General features: G+C 48.4%; 15 protein-coding genes. 3 read left to right on the top strand and 12 right to left on the bottom strand.

Features of this window, described 5'->3' with window-relative positions:
* Positions 1–108 precede the first annotated feature (108 nt).
* The 6 genes from tyrS to rpmE form a co-directional block, all read right to left on the bottom strand.
* Positions 109–1437 carry a tyrosine--tRNA ligase gene (gene tyrS / locus EV211_RS05110; RefSeq protein WP_133528347.1) on the bottom strand — a complete coding sequence of 443 codons (1329 nt, stop codon included), beginning with the start codon at positions 1435–1437 and terminating at the stop codon, positions 109–111.
* Between the two features lie 170 nt (positions 1438–1607).
* A complete protein-coding gene (upp, locus tag EV211_RS05105) occupies positions 1608–2237 on the bottom strand; it encodes a uracil phosphoribosyltransferase (RefSeq protein ID WP_133528346.1) in 630 nt (209 codons plus the stop codon).
* A 23-nt stretch (positions 2238–2260) separates the two neighbouring features.
* Positions 2261–2695 (bottom strand): ribose 5-phosphate isomerase B, encoded by a 435-nt coding sequence (rpiB, locus tag EV211_RS05100; RefSeq protein ID WP_133528345.1) that lies wholly within the window; start codon positions 2693–2695, stop codon positions 2261–2263.
* Positions 2696–2697: 2 nt separating this feature from the next.
* Positions 2698–3696, bottom strand: coding sequence for an L-threonylcarbamoyladenylate synthase (locus EV211_RS05095; protein WP_133528344.1), 999 nt, complete (start codon positions 3694–3696; stop codon positions 2698–2700).
* Positions 3696–4760, bottom strand: a complete 1065-nt coding sequence (gene prfA / locus EV211_RS05090; RefSeq protein ID WP_133528343.1) for a peptide chain release factor 1 — start codon at positions 4758–4760, stop codon at positions 3696–3698. Before prfA ends, EV211_RS05095 begins: the two co-directional genes overlap by 1 nt.
* A gap of 174 nt (positions 4761–4934) precedes the next feature.
* Positions 4935–5135 (bottom strand): 50S ribosomal protein L31, encoded by a 201-nt coding sequence (gene rpmE / locus EV211_RS05085; RefSeq protein WP_133528342.1) that lies wholly within the window; start codon positions 5133–5135, stop codon positions 4935–4937.
* Positions 5136–5321: 186 nt separating this feature from the next.
* Here rpmE and EV211_RS05080 point away from each other — a divergent pair, with 186 nt between their 5' ends.
* Together EV211_RS05080 and EV211_RS05075 are read left to right on the top strand one after the other, a co-directional pair.
* Positions 5322–6023 carry an ABC transporter ATP-binding protein gene (locus EV211_RS05080; protein WP_133528341.1) on the top strand — a complete coding sequence of 234 codons (702 nt, stop codon included), beginning with the start codon at positions 5322–5324 and terminating at the stop codon, positions 6021–6023.
* A 4-nt stretch (positions 6024–6027) separates the two neighbouring features.
* Complete coding sequence (locus EV211_RS05075) at positions 6028–9024, top strand: FtsX-like permease family protein (RefSeq protein WP_133528340.1); 2997 nt, start codon at positions 6028–6030, stop codon at positions 9022–9024.
* 44 nt (positions 9025–9068) lie between these two features.
* Here the strand turns inward: EV211_RS05075 and prmC are convergent, their stop codons facing one another.
* The 3 genes from prmC to rho are packed head-to-tail and all read right to left on the bottom strand — an operon-like array spanning position 9069 to position 12757.
* On the bottom strand, positions 9069–9986 hold the full coding sequence (gene prmC, locus EV211_RS05070; protein WP_133528339.1) for a peptide chain release factor N(5)-glutamine methyltransferase: 918 nt from the start codon (positions 9984–9986) through the stop codon (positions 9069–9071).
* Entirely contained in the window at positions 9983–11026 is a 1044-nt protein-coding gene (locus EV211_RS05065) for a DUF1385 domain-containing protein (protein ID WP_133528338.1), read from the bottom strand. Before EV211_RS05065 ends, prmC begins: the two co-directional genes overlap by 4 nt.
* A gap of 6 nt (positions 11027–11032) precedes the next feature.
* Entirely contained in the window at positions 11033–12757 is a 1725-nt protein-coding gene (gene rho, locus EV211_RS05060) for a transcription termination factor Rho (RefSeq protein WP_133528337.1), read from the bottom strand.
* A gap of 305 nt (positions 12758–13062) precedes the next feature.
* On the opposite strand from rho, the gene EV211_RS05055 reads away from it, so the two are divergent.
* Entirely contained in the window at positions 13063–15318 is a 2256-nt protein-coding gene (locus tag EV211_RS05055; RefSeq protein ID WP_133528336.1) for a S8 family peptidase, read from the top strand.
* A 75-nt stretch (positions 15319–15393) separates the two neighbouring features.
* Here the strand turns inward: EV211_RS05055 and EV211_RS05050 are convergent, their stop codons facing one another.
* Genes EV211_RS05050 through EV211_RS05040 form a run of 3 tightly spaced genes read right to left on the bottom strand, consistent with a single transcriptional unit; the run spans position 15394 to position 19268 of the window.
* Positions 15394–15903: a hypothetical protein gene (locus tag EV211_RS05050; RefSeq protein WP_133528335.1), complete on the bottom strand. Its 510-nt coding sequence runs from the start codon at positions 15901–15903 to the stop codon at positions 15394–15396.
* 52 nt (positions 15904–15955) lie between these two features.
* Entirely contained in the window at positions 15956–16339 is a 384-nt protein-coding gene (locus EV211_RS05045) for a (deoxy)nucleoside triphosphate pyrophosphohydrolase (RefSeq protein ID WP_133528334.1), read from the bottom strand.
* A 1-nt stretch (position 16340) separates the two neighbouring features.
* Positions 16341–19268 (bottom strand): DUF3427 domain-containing protein, encoded by a 2928-nt coding sequence (locus EV211_RS05040; RefSeq protein WP_133528333.1) that lies wholly within the window; start codon positions 19266–19268, stop codon positions 16341–16343.
* Positions 19269–19366 lie beyond the last annotated feature (98 nt).

Raw genomic sequence — 19366 nt, 5'->3', positions numbered from 1 at the left:
CTGTTGATGCTTTATTTGTTGTACTCTCTTTTACTTCAAAACTATTTTAAAGCTTTTTCTGTTTTTCTATTGACTATTCATAGTTGGTCTCCTTAAGATAACGGATCTTTATTTCATCACTACCTTGACGAATTTCTTCTTGCCCTTCTGGATGAGTATCTCGCCATCTTTGAACATGTCTGCAGTGACCTTAAGTTTAGGATCCGTGACCTTATCGCCGTTGATCGACAGGCCGCCCTGCTCGATAGTTCTGAATCCCTCGCCGTTGCTCGGAACCAGACCCAGTTCTTTGATCAGAGAAACAAGGCCTTTGCCTTCGCCGCCAAAGTCGGCTGCGGCAACTTCCGTCGTCGGAATATTATCAGTAGACGCACCGCCTGCAAATGCAGCGCGAGCCCCGTCAAGTGCTTTTTGTGCCTCGGCCTCGCCATGAACCAGTTTGGTAACCTCGAAGGCCAGGACTTCCTTAGCGTGATTTATCTCAGCGCCTTCCAAAGACGAAAGCCTCTTTACCTCGTCCATAGGCAGGAATGTCAGCATACGCAGGCACTTGTCAACGTCAGCGTCAGCCACGTTTCTCCAGTACTGGAAGAACTCGTAAGGCGATGTACGCTCCGGTGAAAGCCAGAGAGCACCGTTGGCTGTTTTGCCCATCTTCTTGCCCTCGCTGTTAGTCAGCAATGAGAACGTCATGCCGTAAACTTCCTTATCGCACATTTTGCGCGCCAGATCGATTCCGCCGATGATGTTTGACCACTGGTCGTTACCGCCGAACTCCATCTTGACGCCGAAGTCACGGGCCATAACGGTGAAATCGTAGGACTGCATGAGCATGTAATTGAACTCGAAGAATGACAGTCCGTCGACCATTCTCTGCTTGAAGCACTCAGCTCTGAGCATGTTGTTTACATTGAAATGTGTGCCGACTTCGCGGACGAATTCCACGTAGTTCAGCGGACGCAGCCAGTTGGCGTTGTTTACGCTGATGGCCTTGCCCGGATCAGGAGTCTTATTCTCGTGACCAGGTTTGTAAACGCCTTCATTGCCTTCATATTTCCACTCGTCATCGAAGTCCAGGAATTTGTCGAATAACTTCTTGAACTGTCTGCAGTTTTCATCTATGGTTTCTACATCCATGACCTTACGCATGTCAGTGCGTCCTGAAGGATCGCCGACCATGCCTGTGCCGCCGCCCAGAAGTACTACCGGCGTGTGGCCGAACTTCTGCATATACATCATGATGATGACCTGCATGAAGTGCCCTACGTGAAGGCAGTCTGCCGTCGGATCGAAGCCAATGTAGAATTTTATCTTTTCGTTGGTCAGTAGTTTACGTACTGCGTCTTCATCGGTGACCTGCTCGATGAAGCCACGCTCTTTCAGCACATCGTACACGTTATCGTATTTGCTTACGTTATCTGGAATAAAGTTTTTCATGAATATAGCAACCTTTCAATTGGTATAGTATTTGCGGCCGGCTGTCCGGCCTGAGTTATATCTTGCTTGCGGCCGGCTATCCGGCCCTGAGTTATATCTTGCTTGCGGCCGGCTGTCCGGCCCTGAGTTATATCTTGCTTGCGGCCGGCTGTCCGGCCCTGAGTTATATCTTATTTGGTTCCGTAAAGTCTGTCGCCTGCATCTCCCAGGCCAGGAACGATATATGCGTCATCGTTGAGATGATCGTCCTTGGCAGCAATGAAAATGTCGATGTCTGGATGAGCCTTCTGCAGGGCTTCGATACCCTCCGGTGCTGCGATGAGGCACATGAATGTAATATGAGATCCGCCTCTCTTCTTGATGAAATCTATAGCAGCTACTGCGCTTCCGCCGGTAGCCAGCATAGGATCAACGACGAATATACGTCTCTTCTCTATATCCTTTGGCAGTTTGCAATAATACTCGACAGGTTCATGAGTTTCAGGGTCTCTGTATAGTCCCACATGTCCAACCTTAGCGTTAGGCACCAAAGCCAGCATTCCGTCAACGAAACCAAGACCGGCGCGCAGAATAGGGATGATTGCGATATCCTCACCCTTCAGCATATTCACCTTAGTCTTGCAGATAGGAGTTTCTATCTCTACCTCTTCAAGGGGAAGATCCCTGGTGGCCTCAAATCCCATAAGCATGGCCACTTCCTTAGCCAGCTCGCGGAAATCCTTGACACTGGTTCCCTTCTCTCTCATGATTGCTACCTTGTGTTGAATTAGCGGATGGTCAAATACATAAACCTTTCCCATTTCATTCCTGCCTTTCTCTTTAATTACATTTCATTCAGCATATCCACGCGTCTCGAGTGGCGACCGCCGCTTTCGAACTCCGTGTCCAGCCATTCATCAGTTATTTTTATTGCCAGCTCTTCATCGGTGATACGCCCGCCCATGGCAAGCATATTGGCGTTGTTATGCTGCTTGGCCAGGTGAGCCATTTCCACTGAAGTGCAATTGGCGCATCTGATACCATGTATCTTATTGGCTGCGATGGAAATGCCTATACCCGTGCCGCAAAAAACCATGCCCAGGGGTGCTTTCCCCGCCGCTACTGCTTCGGCGCATACTTTGCCATATATAGGGTAATCCACCGATTCCTCAGATGTCGTACCCAGATCCACAATCTGATAGCCCCTGTCAATAAGGTGTTTCTTGACGGCCAGTTTCAATTTGAATCCACCGTGATCGCTAGCTACTGCAATAATCATATCTATACCTTCCTTACATTAAAACCCGCTGACTTCAGCATCCTGTTCATCACAGAAAAGCCTACGCCCTCCTGCGGCAAAGCCGATGCTAGAATCACGTCAGCTCCATTTTTATCTGCCTCACGAAGTTTGGCGAAGAACTCCCTCGCCGCTTCTTTTTGTTCGTCATCTTTGAAAACTATAACGGCTACATTTTGTCCCAGTTCTTCCCGCTGAAGGCGTTCCGCGTCTATGGCCGCCATAACCTTTTCATATGAACCATCGTAGATTATCATATCCGCCTTAGGTGCGTAATGCTTGTATTTCATGCCCGGGGCTTTCGGTTTGAAGTCCGCTCCCGGTGCCGGTCGCTGGTTCAGCGTCGGGTCCAGCAGTATGGTCTTGCCAAGTGCCCGCTCAAAATCCGACTTGGTTATGATCCCCGGTCTGAGGATCATGGGAATGTCACCGGTCATATCGATGACGCTTGACTCTATGCCCACTCTGCATGGTTCGCTCTGTATTATGGCGTCGATGCGACCGTCCAAATCGTCCAGAACGTGCTGTGCCGTTGTCGGGCTAGGCTTTCCGGAAAGGTTGGCGCTTGGTGCTGCAATGACGCATCCGCTGCGTCTAATCAGTTCTCTGGCTACCTGATTGTCCGGCATCCTGATACCCACTGTGTCCAGATTTCCTGTGGTCACATTTGGCACTATGTCCCTGCGCGGTACGATCATAGTCATTGGTCCCGGCCAGAATTCCTTCATCAGAACCTTCATATCAGCTGTCATTGTGTATGTCAGCTTAAGCATATCGCTTATCTGCGATATATGCACTATAGTCGGATTATCCGAAGGTCTGCCCTTGGCCTCGTAGATCTTCTCCACGGCCTCTGGATCCAGGGCATTGGCCCCCAGTCCGTAAACCGTCTCCGTAGGGAAGGCCACCAGACCGCCGTCCTTGATTATCTCAGCCGCCTGAGTTATATCTTCACTTGTATCTAATAATCTAATCGTTTCCATTAAAAATCATTCATCTTCTTTGCTTGGTCGTCTGTAGTCAGTGCATCTATTATCTCATCGATGTCGCCGTCCAGAATGGCGTCCAGTTTATATAGTGTGAGGCCGATGCGATGGTCGGATACTCTTCCCTGAGGGAAGTTGTAAGTTCTGATACGCTCGCTCCTGTCTCCGGAACCGATCTGGTCCTTACGTTCAGCCGCAATCTTATCAGCCTGCTCCTTCTGCATTTTATCATACAAACGGGCTTTCAAAACCTTCATAGCCTTGTCGCGGTTCTTGATCTGTGACTTTTCATCCTGGCATGTAACTACCAGTCCTGTAGGCAAATGAGTCAGTCTCACGGCGGAGTCTGTAGTGTTTACGCACTGACCGCCGTTGCCGGAAGCCCTGTAAACATCTACCTTCACATCCCCCGGATCAATGCTGACTTCAACATCGTCGACCTCAGGTAAAACAGCAACCGTCGCCGCAGAAGTATGTATCCTGCCGGAAGCCTCCGTCTCAGGTACCCTTTGTACACGGTGAACGCCGCTCTCATACTTAAGGCGTGAATAAGCGCCCTTGCCCTTTATCAGTACCTCGGCCTCCTTTACTCCGCCGATGCCCGTATCATTCATGTCCATTACCTCGACCTTCCAGCCATGCCTCTCGGCGTAGCGGGTATACATGCGCAAAAGGTCGCCTCCGAATAGTGCCGCCTCGTCGCCGCCTGTTCCGGCTCGTATCTCGAGAATGACGTTTCTCTCGTCGTTAGGGTCCTTAGGTATCAAAAGTACCTTAAGTTCGGCCGCAATGGTCTCGATATTGTCTTCCTGCTCACTGATCTCGGCCTTAGCCAGGTCTCTCATTTCCTCGTCGGACTCGTTCTCAACCATTTCCTTGGCAAAGTCCAGTTCCTCCTTGGACTTCTTATATTCCTTATACTTCTTCACGATAGGCTCCATCTCGCCCATCTCTTTCATATGCTTCTGCCAGACATTCTGGTCTGCGATCACTTCCGGATCGGCCACAACGCCTACAAGCTCGTTGTATTTATCTACAACTGTTTCCAACTTTTCAAACATGTGTTTTGTTTCTCCCTTTATATTTATCGGAGCCGCTTTCGGACTATACAGTCCCCTGCGAAACCCGATGACTTCCTAACATAATATATTACCATATTTTTCGGCCTCTGTCACCCTTAGTTACCCGAAAAAAACCGGGATCCTCTGGATCCCGGTTCAGGTTTCTTCTGATTATTACTCAAGGCCATACTTGCTCTTGAATTTCTCAACACGACCACCGCGGTTGAGGAATTTCTGCTGACCTGTAAAGAACGGATGACATGCTGAGCAAACGTCAAGTCTCATTTCTGGTTTAGTTGACTTGGTTACAAAGCTATTTCCGCATGCGCAAGTTACTTTACATTCCATATAATCAGGATGGATTCCTTCCTTCATGCTTTTGCCTCTTTCCTGCTCAGGCCCTCGCCCTTGCAAATATTGTCTGCACTTATGCAGCCTAACTATAATATCACACTAAGGGTAGATATGTCAACGGTTATTTAGCAATTGCGCCCACCCCACATTTATAGTACAATTGTAGCAACAGCGGACGCAGTCAGGCGGCCGTAACGGAGGAGCATTATGAGCTATGTCAGATTTGAAAATGTAAAGAAGATATATCACGCTGGAGAAGTGGACATCGAGGCTCTTTCAGGCGCCAGTTTTGAAGTGGAGAAGGGCGAGATTGCCGCCATCGTCGGGGCTTCCGGCGCAGGGAAAACGACTCTCCTCAACATCTTAGGCGGTATGGACAAGCTGACCAGCGGCAGAGTCTTCCTGGACAACAGAGAGATCAGCAACCTGAGCCAGCGTGAGCTGACCACTTACAGAAGATACGACATCGGTTTCGTCTTCCAGTTTTACAACCTGATACAGAATCTGACGGCTCTGGAAAACGTGTCCCTGGCCACACAGATCTGCAAAGATCCTGTGGATTCTGCCCAGATCCTCCGAGAGGTGGGCCTGGCTGACAGAATGGCCAACTTCCCGGCTCAGCTATCCGGCGGCGAACAGCAGCGCGTAGCTATTGCAAGAGCCCTGGCCAAAAACCCAAAGCTTATGCTTTGTGACGAACCCACCGGCGCCCTGGACTATAACACCGGCAAAGCCATTCTGAAACTTTTGCAGGATACCAGCCGGCGCACGGGTATGACCGTCATCATCATAACCCACAACCAAGCCCTGACCGCCATGGCCGACCGTGTCATCAAGGTCAGAAACGGCAGTATTTACTCAGTTGAGAAGAACGATCACATAACGCCGGTAGAAGAAATAGAATGGTAGACAGATGCTGAAAAAGAGTACTTTAAGAGAAATCAGGCACACCCTCGGACGATTCGTAGCCATCCTGGCCATCGTCGCCCTTGGCGTGGGCTTTTTTTCCGGTCTCAAGGTCACTCGCGAATCTATGGTCAGCACGGCCGACGAATTCCTCAGCACCCACAAATTATACGACTACGAGCTGGCCAGCAGTCTCGGCTACGACAAGGACAGCGTGGCGTCCGTGACTAAGACCGACGGGGTGCGCACGGCCGAAGGCAGCATTTCCAAGGACATAATCGTCACCTCCAGGGACAAAGCAGAGCGGGTTTTCAAGGCTTTGTCTATAACAAAAAAGACAAACCTGCTGAAGCTTTCGTCGGGGCGTATGCCAAAGGCGGACAACGAGTGCGTCGTGGACAGCCGATTTTTCAAGAAGTCGGCTATCGGAGACTATGTGACCCTTTCCAGTTCCAACACCAGCGATGATAAATCGGCTTTCAAATACAGGAAATATAAGATAGTCGGCCTGGTAACTTCACCTCTCTACCTGAATTACGAGCGGGGTACCTCCAGCCTTGGCAGCGGATCCATCAAGGCATTTTTCTACATTAACAAGGGTGGCTTCGACCTGGATTACTACACGGAGATCTATGTGCTTTTGGACAACGATTCCGTCATCTATTCAGATGCATATAAAGACGCGATCAAAGACGCCAAACCTGCTATGAAGGCTGCTGCTGCAGCGGCTACAGCCCAGCGACGTTCCGATTTAATAGATACTGCCAAATCCAAACTAGCTAAACAGAATATCAAATATAACAAGAGCTACGATAAGTATGTCTCATCTAAAGAATCTACCTACGCCAAACTGAACAGCGCTCTGACTAAGATAGAAAACGGCGAGGCTCAGATCAAGTCCAATAAGGCTAAGCTTTCCAGGAATTATAAGACTCTTACCCAGTCAAAGTCTAAAATCGAAGCCGGTCTGAAAACTATATCAGAGAAGCAGGCCCAGCTGGAGGCCAACCGCCAGTACATGACTGACGCAGAATATCAGGCAGCCAAGGCTCAACTGGATCAGCAGGAAAGTTCCCTGAAATCCCAGTTGAAAAAGGTCGAATCAGGTCTGATACAGGTGAAAAATGGTGAGAAAAAACTGGCCGTTTCAGCATCGACACTGCAGGCCTCACGGGCAGAATATAACTCCGGAAAGGCCAAAGCCGATTCCCAGTTCGCCAAGGCCAAGGCCCAGCTTGATAAGGGCCGCAAAGCTCTGAACAGAGCTGAAAACAAAATAGAGAAAATATCCGCGGGCAAGTCCTACGCTCTGACCCGCAGCATCAATATAGGTTATGTAAGTTTCGAGAACGACTCCCAGATCGTCGATGGCGTGGCCAAGGTATTCCCGCTGTTCTTCTTCCTGGTAGCCGCCCTGGTCTGCATGACCACCATGACCAGAATGATAGACGAGGAAAGGACTCAGATAGGCGTCTTCAAAGCCCTAGGCTACAGCAACAGGGCCGTCCTTGGCAAGTACATGTTCTACTCGGGCAGCGCCGCCATCATAGGAGCAGTGTCGGGATTTTTCATAGGTTGCTACCTGTTCCCGGAGGTCATATGGAAGGCCTACGGCATGATGTACAACTTCAGCGGCACCATAAACTACACAGTCAACTGGATACTGTTTGCAATTTCCATGCTGGTGGCTATACTTTGTTCCATGGGCGCCACCTGGCTGTCCTGCTCCAGCGACTTCACCGTTGCGCCAGCCCAGCTCATCAGGCCTAAATCTCCTAAGAGCGGTAAGCGCATACTCCTTGAGAGAATTGGATTCCTGTGGAACCGCATCGGCTTCCTGTACAAAGTGTCCCTGCGTAATATTTTCCGCTACAAAAAGCGTTTCTTCATGATGGTCCTGGGCATAAGCGGCTGCACGGCCCTGCTCATCGCCGGCTTCGGCATAAACGACACCGTGAAGAATATCGCCGTTTTCCAATACTCGGAAATAATGAAGTACGACTACAGCGTCACCTTTGATGCAAACATGACGGCCGCCAGACAGGCAGACTTCAAGGCATACATGAAAGACGACGCCAACAGCATATATTTTGTTAACGAAAGCAGCGTAGACCTAGACTCCGGCTCCAAGACATCAGCGGTCAGCCTGATAACTGCAGACGGCCGGGGCTTCGGCGACTTCGTCGATCTGCACGACGGCTCCACATCTATCAAATATCCGAGCAAAGGCAAGGCTGTGGTCTGTCGCAAGCTGCACAAGCAGTATGGCGTGGACGTTGGCGATAAAGTCACCCTGAGGCAGGGCAGCAAAAAGATGACTGTAACAGTTTCAGCCATCTGCGAGAATTTTGTAAATAACTACGTCTATATAAACGATGAAACCTACGAAGAAGGCTTCGGCAAAGCGCCAGCCCAGAAAACGGCCTATGTCAGTGTTGCGGCGCCTGGGAGCGATTCCTCGGGAACGGAAGTTGTGGCCGGATCCGGCGCATCTAACACGGCTGTGCACGCATCGGCCGCCCATTGCGACGATTATAAATACGCAGGGGGCACCAATATAAATCAGGACATGCAGAACCGCGTGGATAACATGATGAGCAGTCTCAACGCCGTCATAATCCTCGTGATACTGTCGGCGGGAGCACTGGCTTTCATAGTCCTCTATAACCTGACCAATATCAACATCACCGAGCGTATCAGGGAAATAGCTACCATAGAAGTACTGGGATTCTATCCGCGGGAAATTTCCGCCTATGTATATCGCGAGAACTTCTTCCTGACCGGTATAAGCGCCCTGGTAGGCATACCCCTGGGCAAGTGGTTGCTGGATTTCGTCATAAGCCAGATAAATGTAGATCTGGTCTACTTCGATGTGCGCATAACTTTCCTCAGCTACATATGGTCTGTGCTGCTGACCTTCGTATTCGCCATTATCGTAGCCGCTGTCATGTATAAGAAAATTACCAATATCAGCATGACAGAATCCCTGAAATCCATAGAATAAACTGCAAAGAAAATAGCGCCTCAACGGCGCTATTTGTTTACGCTTTATTTTTTCTTTTTCCCGGCCAGGGTAGCGAATACTACTCTGTCACGACCGGCCAGATCCTGCAGGCCCATGACGTTCTCGAAACGCTCATCGGCTTTGAACAATCCTTTCACAGCATCCATCTGATCGTAACCGATCTCCAGCATCACTATGCCTTCCTTATTCAGATGGTCGGCTACATCCGGGATCAGCCTGCGATACTGATCCAGACCATCCGGACCGCCATCGAGAGCTAGTATCGGCTCGTGCTCCTTGATCTCCCGCTGAAGAGTAGGTATCACATCTGATCTGATATATGGCGGATTGGAGACGATCATATCAAACTTACGCTTTTTGAAATGGCCCTTAAAGGGTTCCAGCAGATCCCCCGACTTGAATTCGATATCCTTGCCGACGCCGTTAAGGGAGGCATTTTTCTCTGCTACTGTCAGAGCGTCCTTACTTATGTCAGAGCAGGTCACCTTCACACGCTTGCCCAGCTTGGCTATAGATATACCGATGGCCCCGCTGCCGCAGCCGACATCCAGCACTTCATAGTCTTTTTTGTGCTTGACGGGAAGTTCCTCGCCGCCGAATTTGCCTTCATTGACTATACTGACTGCATTTTCCACCAGGACTTCCGTGTCCATACGCGGTATCAGCACGCTTGGATTCACCCTGAATGTCAGCCCCATGAATTCCTGGAAGCCTACGATATACTGAAGTGGCTCGCCTGCGCTACGCCTGTCCAGCAGTTTGAAATATTCATCGCACTGAGCGTCGTCTATAGTCCGCTGGTACTCCAGTATCAGCTTTGAATTCGGTACGTGCATGAGAAAGCAATACAGCTGTTTGCTGTCGATAGCCGCGTCAGCTACCCCGCACTTCTCCAGTTGCGCCTGTCCGATATTCATTAGTTCCTTCACCCGCATGCTCATTGTTCACTTTCCTCCGTCTTATCCTTATCTCTTTCTATATCAATGTGTTCCAACAGATTTGCATCTGTATCCACGATTCCTTCAATACACTCTGTTTCCTCAGGTACCAGAACTGCCTTCAGGGAAACTATGGCCACCTCCAGCTGCCAATCGTCCGGCGGCCTGGTTGTCAGTTTCTGCAAGTACAGTCCCGGGATGCTCATAGCCTTGACGAACCAGTTATCAGACCGGCCGGCCCACTTGAGCAGCTCATATGAAAGCCCTGCCACTACAGGTATCAGCAACAGTCTGGACAGAATCCTCCATAGCAGGGACGGCCAGCCCAGAAACGAAAACAGTATCAGACTGATGACCATTACGAACATGAGGAAACTGGTTCCGCAACGCGGATGCAATGTGTAAAACTGCTGAGCGTTGGCCGGCGTCAGTTCCAGATTGTTTTCAAAGCAGTGTATGGTCTTATGCTCGGCCCCGTGATACTCGAAGACCCGCTTGATATCTTTCATCTGGGCAATCAGCCCTATGTACAGAATAAACAGAGCTATTCTCAGGACGCCCTCTATAAGGTTCAGGGCAATGCTGTTATGTATGTATTTGCCCATCCATCCTATGCCTGCCGTAGGAAGCAGCACGAAGATGCCAATTGAAAACACCAGTGCCACGACTACGGAGAAACCTATCATGAAATTCCAGATGCTCTGCTCGCCGAAGTGATCCAGAAGCCACTGCTCGAACTTCCCCGGCCCCTCTTCATCCTCATCATCGTCCATAAAATATTCCAGCACATCGGCAGAATATGTCAATGTCTTAGTCCCTTCGATCAGAGACACGACGAAGGAAATCACACCGCGGATGATAGGTATACGCATCCACTTGCTTGACCCGTTATTCTTTTGTGTCTTAAGATGTATCCTTCCATCGGGCAGTCTGACTGCAATGGCCGTTCTCTCCAGCCCGCGCATCATGACACCTTCCATGACCGCCTGGCCGCCTATAGGCGTCGGACAAGCCCCCTTCAGGAAAATTTTGCTCATATCCATAAATCTTTACCTGTTATTATCATAGAATATTTTCTTGATGATTTCAATGAAATCTCTATTAGTCTTAGTATGAGCCAGATTGTCGATAATGGATTCCGTCACATCCTGAGTGGACTGATTGGCCAGGGCCCTTCTCATAGCCCATATAGCCTCCATCTCGTCCTGATTCATGAGCAGTTCCTCACGGCGGGTGCCGGATTTATTCAAATCGATAGCAGGGAAAATACGCTTCTCCTGGAGCTTGCGGTCCAGATGCAGTTCCATATTGCCCGTGCCCTTGAACTCCTCGAAAATCACGTCGTCCATTCTGCTGCCGGTGTCTATAAGGGCCGTAGCCAGAATAGTTATGCTGCCGCCCTCTTCTATATTGCGGGCAGCGCCGAAAAATTTCTTAGGCTTGTAAAGAGCGCCCGGGTCGAGGCCACCGCTCAAAGTGCGACCTGAGGCAGGGATCACCAGGTTGTATGCTCTTGCCAGCCTAGTTATGCTGTCTAACAAAATGACCACGTCTTTTCCATGCTCGGCGTAACGTCTGGCTCTCTCGAGAACCATCTCCGCAACCTTTACATGATGCTGAGGCTGCTCGTCGAATGTGGAATAGATCACGTCTCCCTCTTTCAGGGATCTCTTCATGTCCGTGACCTCTTCAGGTCGTTCATCTATAAGGAGAACGATCATCTCAACTTCCGGATGCTTCTTCTCGATGCTTCCGGCTATATTTTTCAAAAGTGTAGTCTTGCCTGCTTTCGGCGGTGCAACTATGAGGCCTCTCTGGCCTTTGCCGATAGGGGCAACCAGGTCAATAAGTCTCATGGATAGGTTGGTCGGGCTGTCTTCCAGTGTCAGCCTTTCTCTCGGGAATATAGGAGTAAGGTCCTCAAAATTAGGCCTGTGGATGGCTACTCCCGGCTCATCGCCGTTGACCTGCTCTACGTAAAGCAGCGCACCGAAACGTTCTCCCTGGTTAGGCAGTCTGCTGATGCCAAGGATCTTGTCTCCTGTCTTAAGGTTAAATCTTCTTATCTGAGTAGGCGACACATAGATATCCTTGTCGCTTGTAAGGAAATTATCAAATCTAAGGAATCCGAAACCGCCGTCTGCGATCTCCAGTATTCCCGTTACTTCCGGACGTGGACGGGCATCCTGAGCTGCCTTGCGCTCAGCGGCTGTCATCTCTCCGGAACTGTGGTCATGGTCTTCATTGTGCTCATGGCCCTCATGTTTTTCGTGCCCTTCGTGATCATGATGATCATGGCCGTGGCCCTCATGGTTTTCACTTTCCGAGTAGTTTGTTTCTGAATCTGTTTGATCTTGATTCTGCTCATGATCTGTTACTGAAGTTTCTTCCTGTTGATCCTTTTCAACTTCAGCATCGTCTACTGTGTTCTTAACTTCATCTTCAGTAGCGGCGATCTCCTCCAGAGGCTTCTTAGGTATCCTTTTGGCCGGAGTCCTCTTGGTAGTTGTTTTCCTAGCTGTCGTTTTCCTGGCTGCAGGTTTCTTCTCTGTTTCAGTTTCTGATTTCTTAGTAGTCTTTCTAGTCGTTGTTTTCTTAGCTGCAGGCTTGTCACCTGTTTCAGCTTCCGCCTTCTTAGTAGTCTTCCTTGTTGTCGTTTTCCTGGCTGCAGGCTTCTTGGCCGTTTCTTTCTTAGGCTTACCTGCTTTCGCAGCCTCTTCAGCCGCCTTGGCCTCTATGGCCGCCGCAATTGGGTCCTTCTTTGTTCTTGGCATGAAATCACCGCGCACGAATGGCGCTTCTCCTTTTCTATTAATAACGTCGGCACGCAAATATGTCGACCAATATCGATTCTAATTACTCAAGTGGGAAATGCGGCTAACTACCGCCATTAGAATTATTACGCTTCTATTGTAGAACATTTCCGCAGCCTGTGCAAGTGTAATTACGCAAAAAATACCTCGTGGCATTCATATTGTCCCATAGCCAGCTTGAGTTACTTTAAAGTAATTGACTTTTTGTTCTTACTTTAGTACAATGAATTGATAAAGTATGTGATTTTTACCGAAAGGAAAGTGTTATGAGTAAGTTATTAAAACTGACAATATTATCTCTGACAATAATCGCTTTAGCTGTTCTGATATTCGCAGTCTGCGACACTCTGACTGCAGACCATACCAGCAGTAAGGACTCACCATCCAAAGCAAAGACCACAACAGTTAAAGCCGAAGAGAAAGCTGAAGTTCTGAACGAAATCAGCGATAAAGCTGAATTTGATCAAGGTGTCCGAAATGCCCTGGATTCTTATTATACGAAAAATGACACTGCAGGTGTCAGAGCCTTCAGTGAAAACATTGATAGCAGAGCAGACACCATTGTCTCAGATTATGCATCTGCAGCTACTGAGCGCAGCAAAAGCGAGAGTAGCTTGGGCTATAAAACCGGACAGATCTGCGTAGTAACTAAAAAGAGCGTGACTAAGGCCCAACTAAAGGCTATAGCCGAGAAGTACAGGGGAGAACTTGTGAGCGTGACCGAGTTGTCAGACACAGAGAACTTCGCAGTCTTAAAATTATCCCTGGAATACACCACGGACAAAGCCCTATCTTTGATCGAGAGCAACGAAAAAACTATAGAATATGTCCAGAAGGACAACCTTTATAAACTTACAGACGAAGAAAGCTGCGATACAACCGCCTTGGCAAATCTCGCCTTCGATAATGAAGCAAACAGCAGTACAGCCGCAGATAATTCTCTTTCGAAAAAAGCCGTGATCCAGACCAATGATGCCTATTCAAGTTACCAGTGGTATCTGGACAAAATATGTGCTACACAAGCCTGGACAACCCAAGCTAGCGTCAAAACCAGCAAAGTCAGAGTCGCCGTAATTGATAGCGGTTGTGACATGAATCATCCTGATCTTAAATCTACAGTTAACCGCAGTTTGTCTATACGCATCTACAACAACGGAAAGAGTAGAAAGCTCACATCTCTGAGCAGCGGTGATTCTGTAGGCCACGGAACTCATGTGACCGGCATAATCGGAGCTACCGGGAATAACGGCATTGGAGTTACAGGAGTGGCTACCGGCTATACCAATTCCAAACTCGACATAGTCGCTATAAATGTTGTCTACAAGGGAAGCGTCAGCGATAGCGCCGCTATCAAAGCCATTGCCTATGCAAGAAAAAAGGGTTGCAAAGTCATCAACTGCAGTTGGGGTTCTTACGCATACAATAATAAATACAGCAGAGCAGAACGAACTGCTATTGCTACAGCAGTAAAGAAAAACATAGTTGTAGTTTGTGCAGCCGGTAACGGGAATAAATACGGTCAGGGAGTAACGACCAAATGGACGCCTGGTGATTCAAGCAGTGCAATAGAAGTAATCGCCACGAATAGATTTGATACTAAGGCCGCATATTCGAATTATGGAAAGGCCAAGGATATTTCTGCACCTGGAGGATCCAACATGAATTCAACATACTATGATATAGTAAGCACCTGGAAGGGAAAGACATATAAGGCGAGTGCAGGCACATCTATGGCGGCTCCTGTAGTAACGGGCATAGTAGCTATGATGCGTTCGGTCAACAGCAAACTTACAGTCAAGCAGGTCAAGAGTGCACTGTATTCGACAGCTACAGACTTAGGTACTTCCGGTAAAGACAGCTACTATGGATACGGTCTGGCCAATGGGTCAAGAGCTGTATTCAGGTCTTTCAAGCCTACTTTGAAGGCATACTATGGTACCACGTCTTCCAATATAATCGCAGGGTTTTCTTGGAATGCAATATCCGGTACCGGCAATACTTATTATAAGCTGTACGCTAAGGTAGGAAACGGCTCTTGGATTTTACAAGGAACTACTACCAATACATCAATAGAGCTTTACAAAATTAGAGATGCTAATGGCAATACTCCTGTTTTTCTTCCGGGTACCAAGTACTCCTATTTCCTGAAAGCATACAATAACTACAGTGTTGAAAACTATGCAGGCAGCAAGACCACTTACACACAAAATTCAAATGTTGTTACCTTTACGCCAGCAGTGTCAGCACCAACTGAACCGAAAATAACCAGAAATACAGATGGCACCGGCGCTCAGCTGAACTGGACACCTGTTTCTACAAATAATGCCGGCTATCAGATACAAAGATATTACAATAAAACATGGACGACATTAGGCGCAGACAGCCATTACACTGTTGCATCCGGAACTGCCTCATATTATGACAGCCCTCTGCTGCCGGGCAAGACCTATCAATACAGAATAAGATCTGTGCAATTGTACAATGGTACTTATTATTACAGCAAATACATACTCTTTAAATAGTGCTAAATCAAAAACCAAGGGGCATATCGCATCAGAATCAGTCTAATGCGACAGCCCCTTTTTTGATTTCCATAATCACGCTTTTTCATACCTCATGATACTCTTAAGATATGCTCTGATATCGTCCTTTTCTTCCGGTGGTACTACTCCTCTCGGCAGGCAATAGGTATGCTCCCTGTCAGTCCTTATGACGAAACAGTTGACAGACTCGTAGGTGCATGCAGTTTCATCTCCCGCCAGCTGTCTGGATTCCTCTCCTGCAAACTGTATAGTACCGTCGTTCCTTATAGTCAGTTCCAGTTCCTTATTTGCCTCCTCCACTATCTTGGCAGCCTTCTTCGCCTTGGATCTCGGCATGAGTATGAGCACGCAAACCTCTATCAAAGCCGCCAGGGCAACGATCAGAAAAATCACATTTTGTGACAGGGTCCCGTAAATAGCCAGTGACCCGAAGCCTATTACCACCAGGCCGGCTTTTACGGCCGCCTTCTTAGTCCGGCTCATGAGAAACGCCGTCAGGTAATACTGCTCGAAAGCCTCCCCATATTGCAAAGTGTAAGTGTATGTGTACGATTCCTTTTTCATCAGTGTTATTCCCTCCCCCGATAAATTCATAGTGTTATTGTAACATCTATGTCTATAGTTTTGCCAGCATTCCGATTATTCCCAGATCCGCCGGAAGCCAATCCACAGCCATGAGCTCATCCTTCGCCAGCCATCTGGCTGCCTCATGCTCCTTCAGGATAAGGTCGCCGCTGACCAATTTGCAAAGATAGCAATGCATGGTCAGATGGAATGACGGATAGTCATAATCGACAGTGGTCAGAAGTCTGCCCACATCTATGACCGTGTCCAGTTCCTCCTCGATCTCGCGCACCAAAGCCGCTACGGGAGTCTCGCCAGGCTCTATTTTGCCCCCGGGAAATTCCCAGCCATCCTTGAATTCTCCATATCCCCGCTGAGTGGCGAAAACCCGGCCGTCTTCTATTATTATTGCTGCAACTACTTCTATTGATTTCATTTTACTCTCCCACTATGTATTCGTAAATGTCGTCCCTGACCGGCACATCCAGCCTGTAGTCGATCTCGAAGGCATCGTCTTCCTTGCCCTCAGGCGTAACCATTCTTATCTGCTCCGGCTCTCCGGCAGCGCTTATTTCTCCCAGGAAATAGAACTCCTTGGCCTCTTTATCGTCCTTATTCTTTCGAACAAAAAGCAGTATGTGATTGTTTTTGTCCTCAGGTTTTCTCTTGTAAATGTGATCCGCGTCGCTGGATTCTACAGTGCGCGGGTGCTTGGACAAAGCAACCAGCTCGTTCTCTGAGACAAACCTGTCCTCATATGCTATGGCGTCGTCGTCCTTGTCATAGTTTATGAATACCGGCAAAGTCTTAGTGTATGAGTCGTAGAAATATCCGCCTATGTTCAGGGCGTTCATATTGCTCTTCCAATCCAGAAGCCTGCAGACATCCTCATAGGTGTATTTCTGATAAAGCTGGAAGCTGGTATCTCCGTACCGCTTAGAGTAATTGATCTCATATCTTTCGATGCCGAAATCCACCAGCTCTTCTACCATATAACGGAATTCATCGTCACCAAGTAGGCTGTTGAAACTATCGCTGATATCGTATCCTCCTTCAGACGTTTCCTTCAGAAATACGCAGTTGCTGTATTTTTTCTTTTCCTCCGTCTTGCCGAACTTATTTGTAAGATTGAGTACTACTGATTCTCTTTCATAAGAAGTCAGAGCTACTCCGTATTTCTCTTCCATAAGTTTGTCGTAGTAATATTTAATACGCTCCTTTCGTTCAAGGAGCATCTTAAGCATAACCAGCTCATGGATGCGCTTGCCCGCCGCAAACTTCTTAGACAGAAATTCGACAATTTCCGACTCGGCTCCACTTAACTCAACATTATAATCTTTTTCATACTTTCTCAGGAAAGCGTAGTAGGACCCGCACTTATCGAAGATCTTAGTAACATCAATCGCTCCGTATTCTCGGAATTCTTCGATTCTCGGAATTCGTCCCAGCTTGTATTTCAAGTCCCTGTATGAATCCTGAATTAGCTTCATGGTATTGGTCCTGGCCTCGTCGATTGACGAATATATCTGCTTCCTTGCGATTTCATCGAAGTGTATGCTTGAACTACCTGGGATTATACGTGTTCCGCCGGCTACATACCTGCGCATATTATCTTTATTATATGAACGGTCTCCCGACAAAGCAACCGGGATCATGAAGTTGTTTGCGTAATTTCCGATGAAGTCCAGGATCACGACGTACTCCTTTTTCTCAGCCTTCCTGAGCCCACGGCCTAACTGCTGCACGAATATTATCGGGCTTTCCGTCGGCCTCAGCATGATCACCTGATTGATCTCGGGTATATCCACGCCTTCATTGAAAATATCTATGGTGAAGATATAATCCAGCAGATCATCACCTGCGTCCGCCGTCAGCCGCTCTATGCAATCCTCCCGGCGCTCCTGAGAATCATCGCCGCAGATAAACTCCGTCCGATAACCCCGCAGGTTGAATTTTGTTGAAAGTTCCGCCGCCTCGTCCTTACTGCTGCAGAAAATCAGTCCCTTGACCCGATCTCCGCTGTAGCCGTAGTATTCAGCCTCTTCTATCACATGGCTCACTCTATCTTCGCTGGTCAGGCAGCCGAAATCCCGATTGTCATCAATAAGCTTGTCATCCACCGTCAGATCTGTGATGCCGAAATAATGGAAAGGGCACAGCAGATCCTCTTCAAGAGCCTGCTGAAGCCTGATCTCATAGGCCACATTATGATCGAATAAACTGTAAATATCGAATCCATCAGTTCGCTCGGGACTTGCTGTCATGCCCAGCCAAAGCCCTGGCTGGAAGTAATCCATTATCCTCTGATAACTTTCGGCACCGGCTCTGTGTACTTCGTCTATAACGATCACGTCGAACTCGTCCTTCTGGTAACGCGCCATTATCTCCGGTTTGGACATCATCTGCATAGTAGAGAAAAGGTAGTCCGCGTCGAAGTCTTTCTCTGTGCCGGACAATAAGCCGAAAGTCTTGGTATTGCCGAAGACCTTCTGGTAACTTTTGATAGCCTGCCGCGCGATTTGCTCTCTGTGAACAACAAAGAGTGCTTTGCGTGGGTTTGCCTCTCGCAGGGCAAAGGCTGACGCGTAGGTTTTGCCCGTGCCGGTGGCTGATATGAGCAGGGCCCGCCTGTCCCCCTGGTCAACCATTGTCATCAGGCTCCCCACAAATTCCGTCTGCATGGAGTTGGGTTCCAGCCTGTACTGGTCCAGATCGACCACCGCCTGACTCTCCGCAACCTTACGCTGTTTCTTTACCAGGTCGTATTTTGTTCTATAACTATCTATGACCTTTGCCAGATTCTCAGCATAAGCACTACCCCAGAGACTTTCGAACTCGCTGACGATATGTTCCGCATACTCGCCCCGGGACCCGGAAACGATGCGGGTGTTCCATTCCTTGTTCTTCGTAAGGGCGTTAAGAGTCATGTTGGAACTGCCCACGACGATCCTGTAAATGTTACCGGTTCGGAAGAAGTATCCCTTGGTGTGGAAACCGTCGCCACCCTTTTCCGTGCTGTACATTTTCAGGGTAATGTTGCTCAGCTCAGACAATTTCTCCAGAGCCTTCGGCTCGCTGAAGGTGAGATAATCCGTCGTCAGGATACGACCTTTTACGCCCTTTTTCTCCAGTTCTTTAAAGGTCTGAAGCAGGGGAGTGATCCCGCTCATAGTAATAAATGCCACGCTGAACTGAAACTCCTCACAATTGAGCAGCTCGTCCTCTATGGTGGTCAAAACCTTGCGTCCCTCTTCATAATTATTAGAAACGAACTGTGGCTTGTAAGCAGGGTTTGCCGCCAGATTCCCATCTACGAAGGCCGCCGTCAGGCCCTTATTAAGTTCTTTCTCTACATTATTCATCATGATCTGATTATCTCACATTTGCGGTGTTAAGACAATGCTTCGAAGTGATTTTCCGCCAAAGCGCAGGTTGTAAAATGTCGGAAATCCCCATAAAGCGC

The organism is Aminicella lysinilytica (assembly GCF_004362975.1).
Taxonomy (GTDB): Bacteria; Bacillota; Clostridia; order Peptostreptococcales; family Anaerovoracaceae; genus Aminicella; species Aminicella lysinilytica.
The sequence above is the reverse complement of the archived record's forward strand: the minus strand, read 5'-3'. Positions and strand labels throughout refer to the sequence as shown.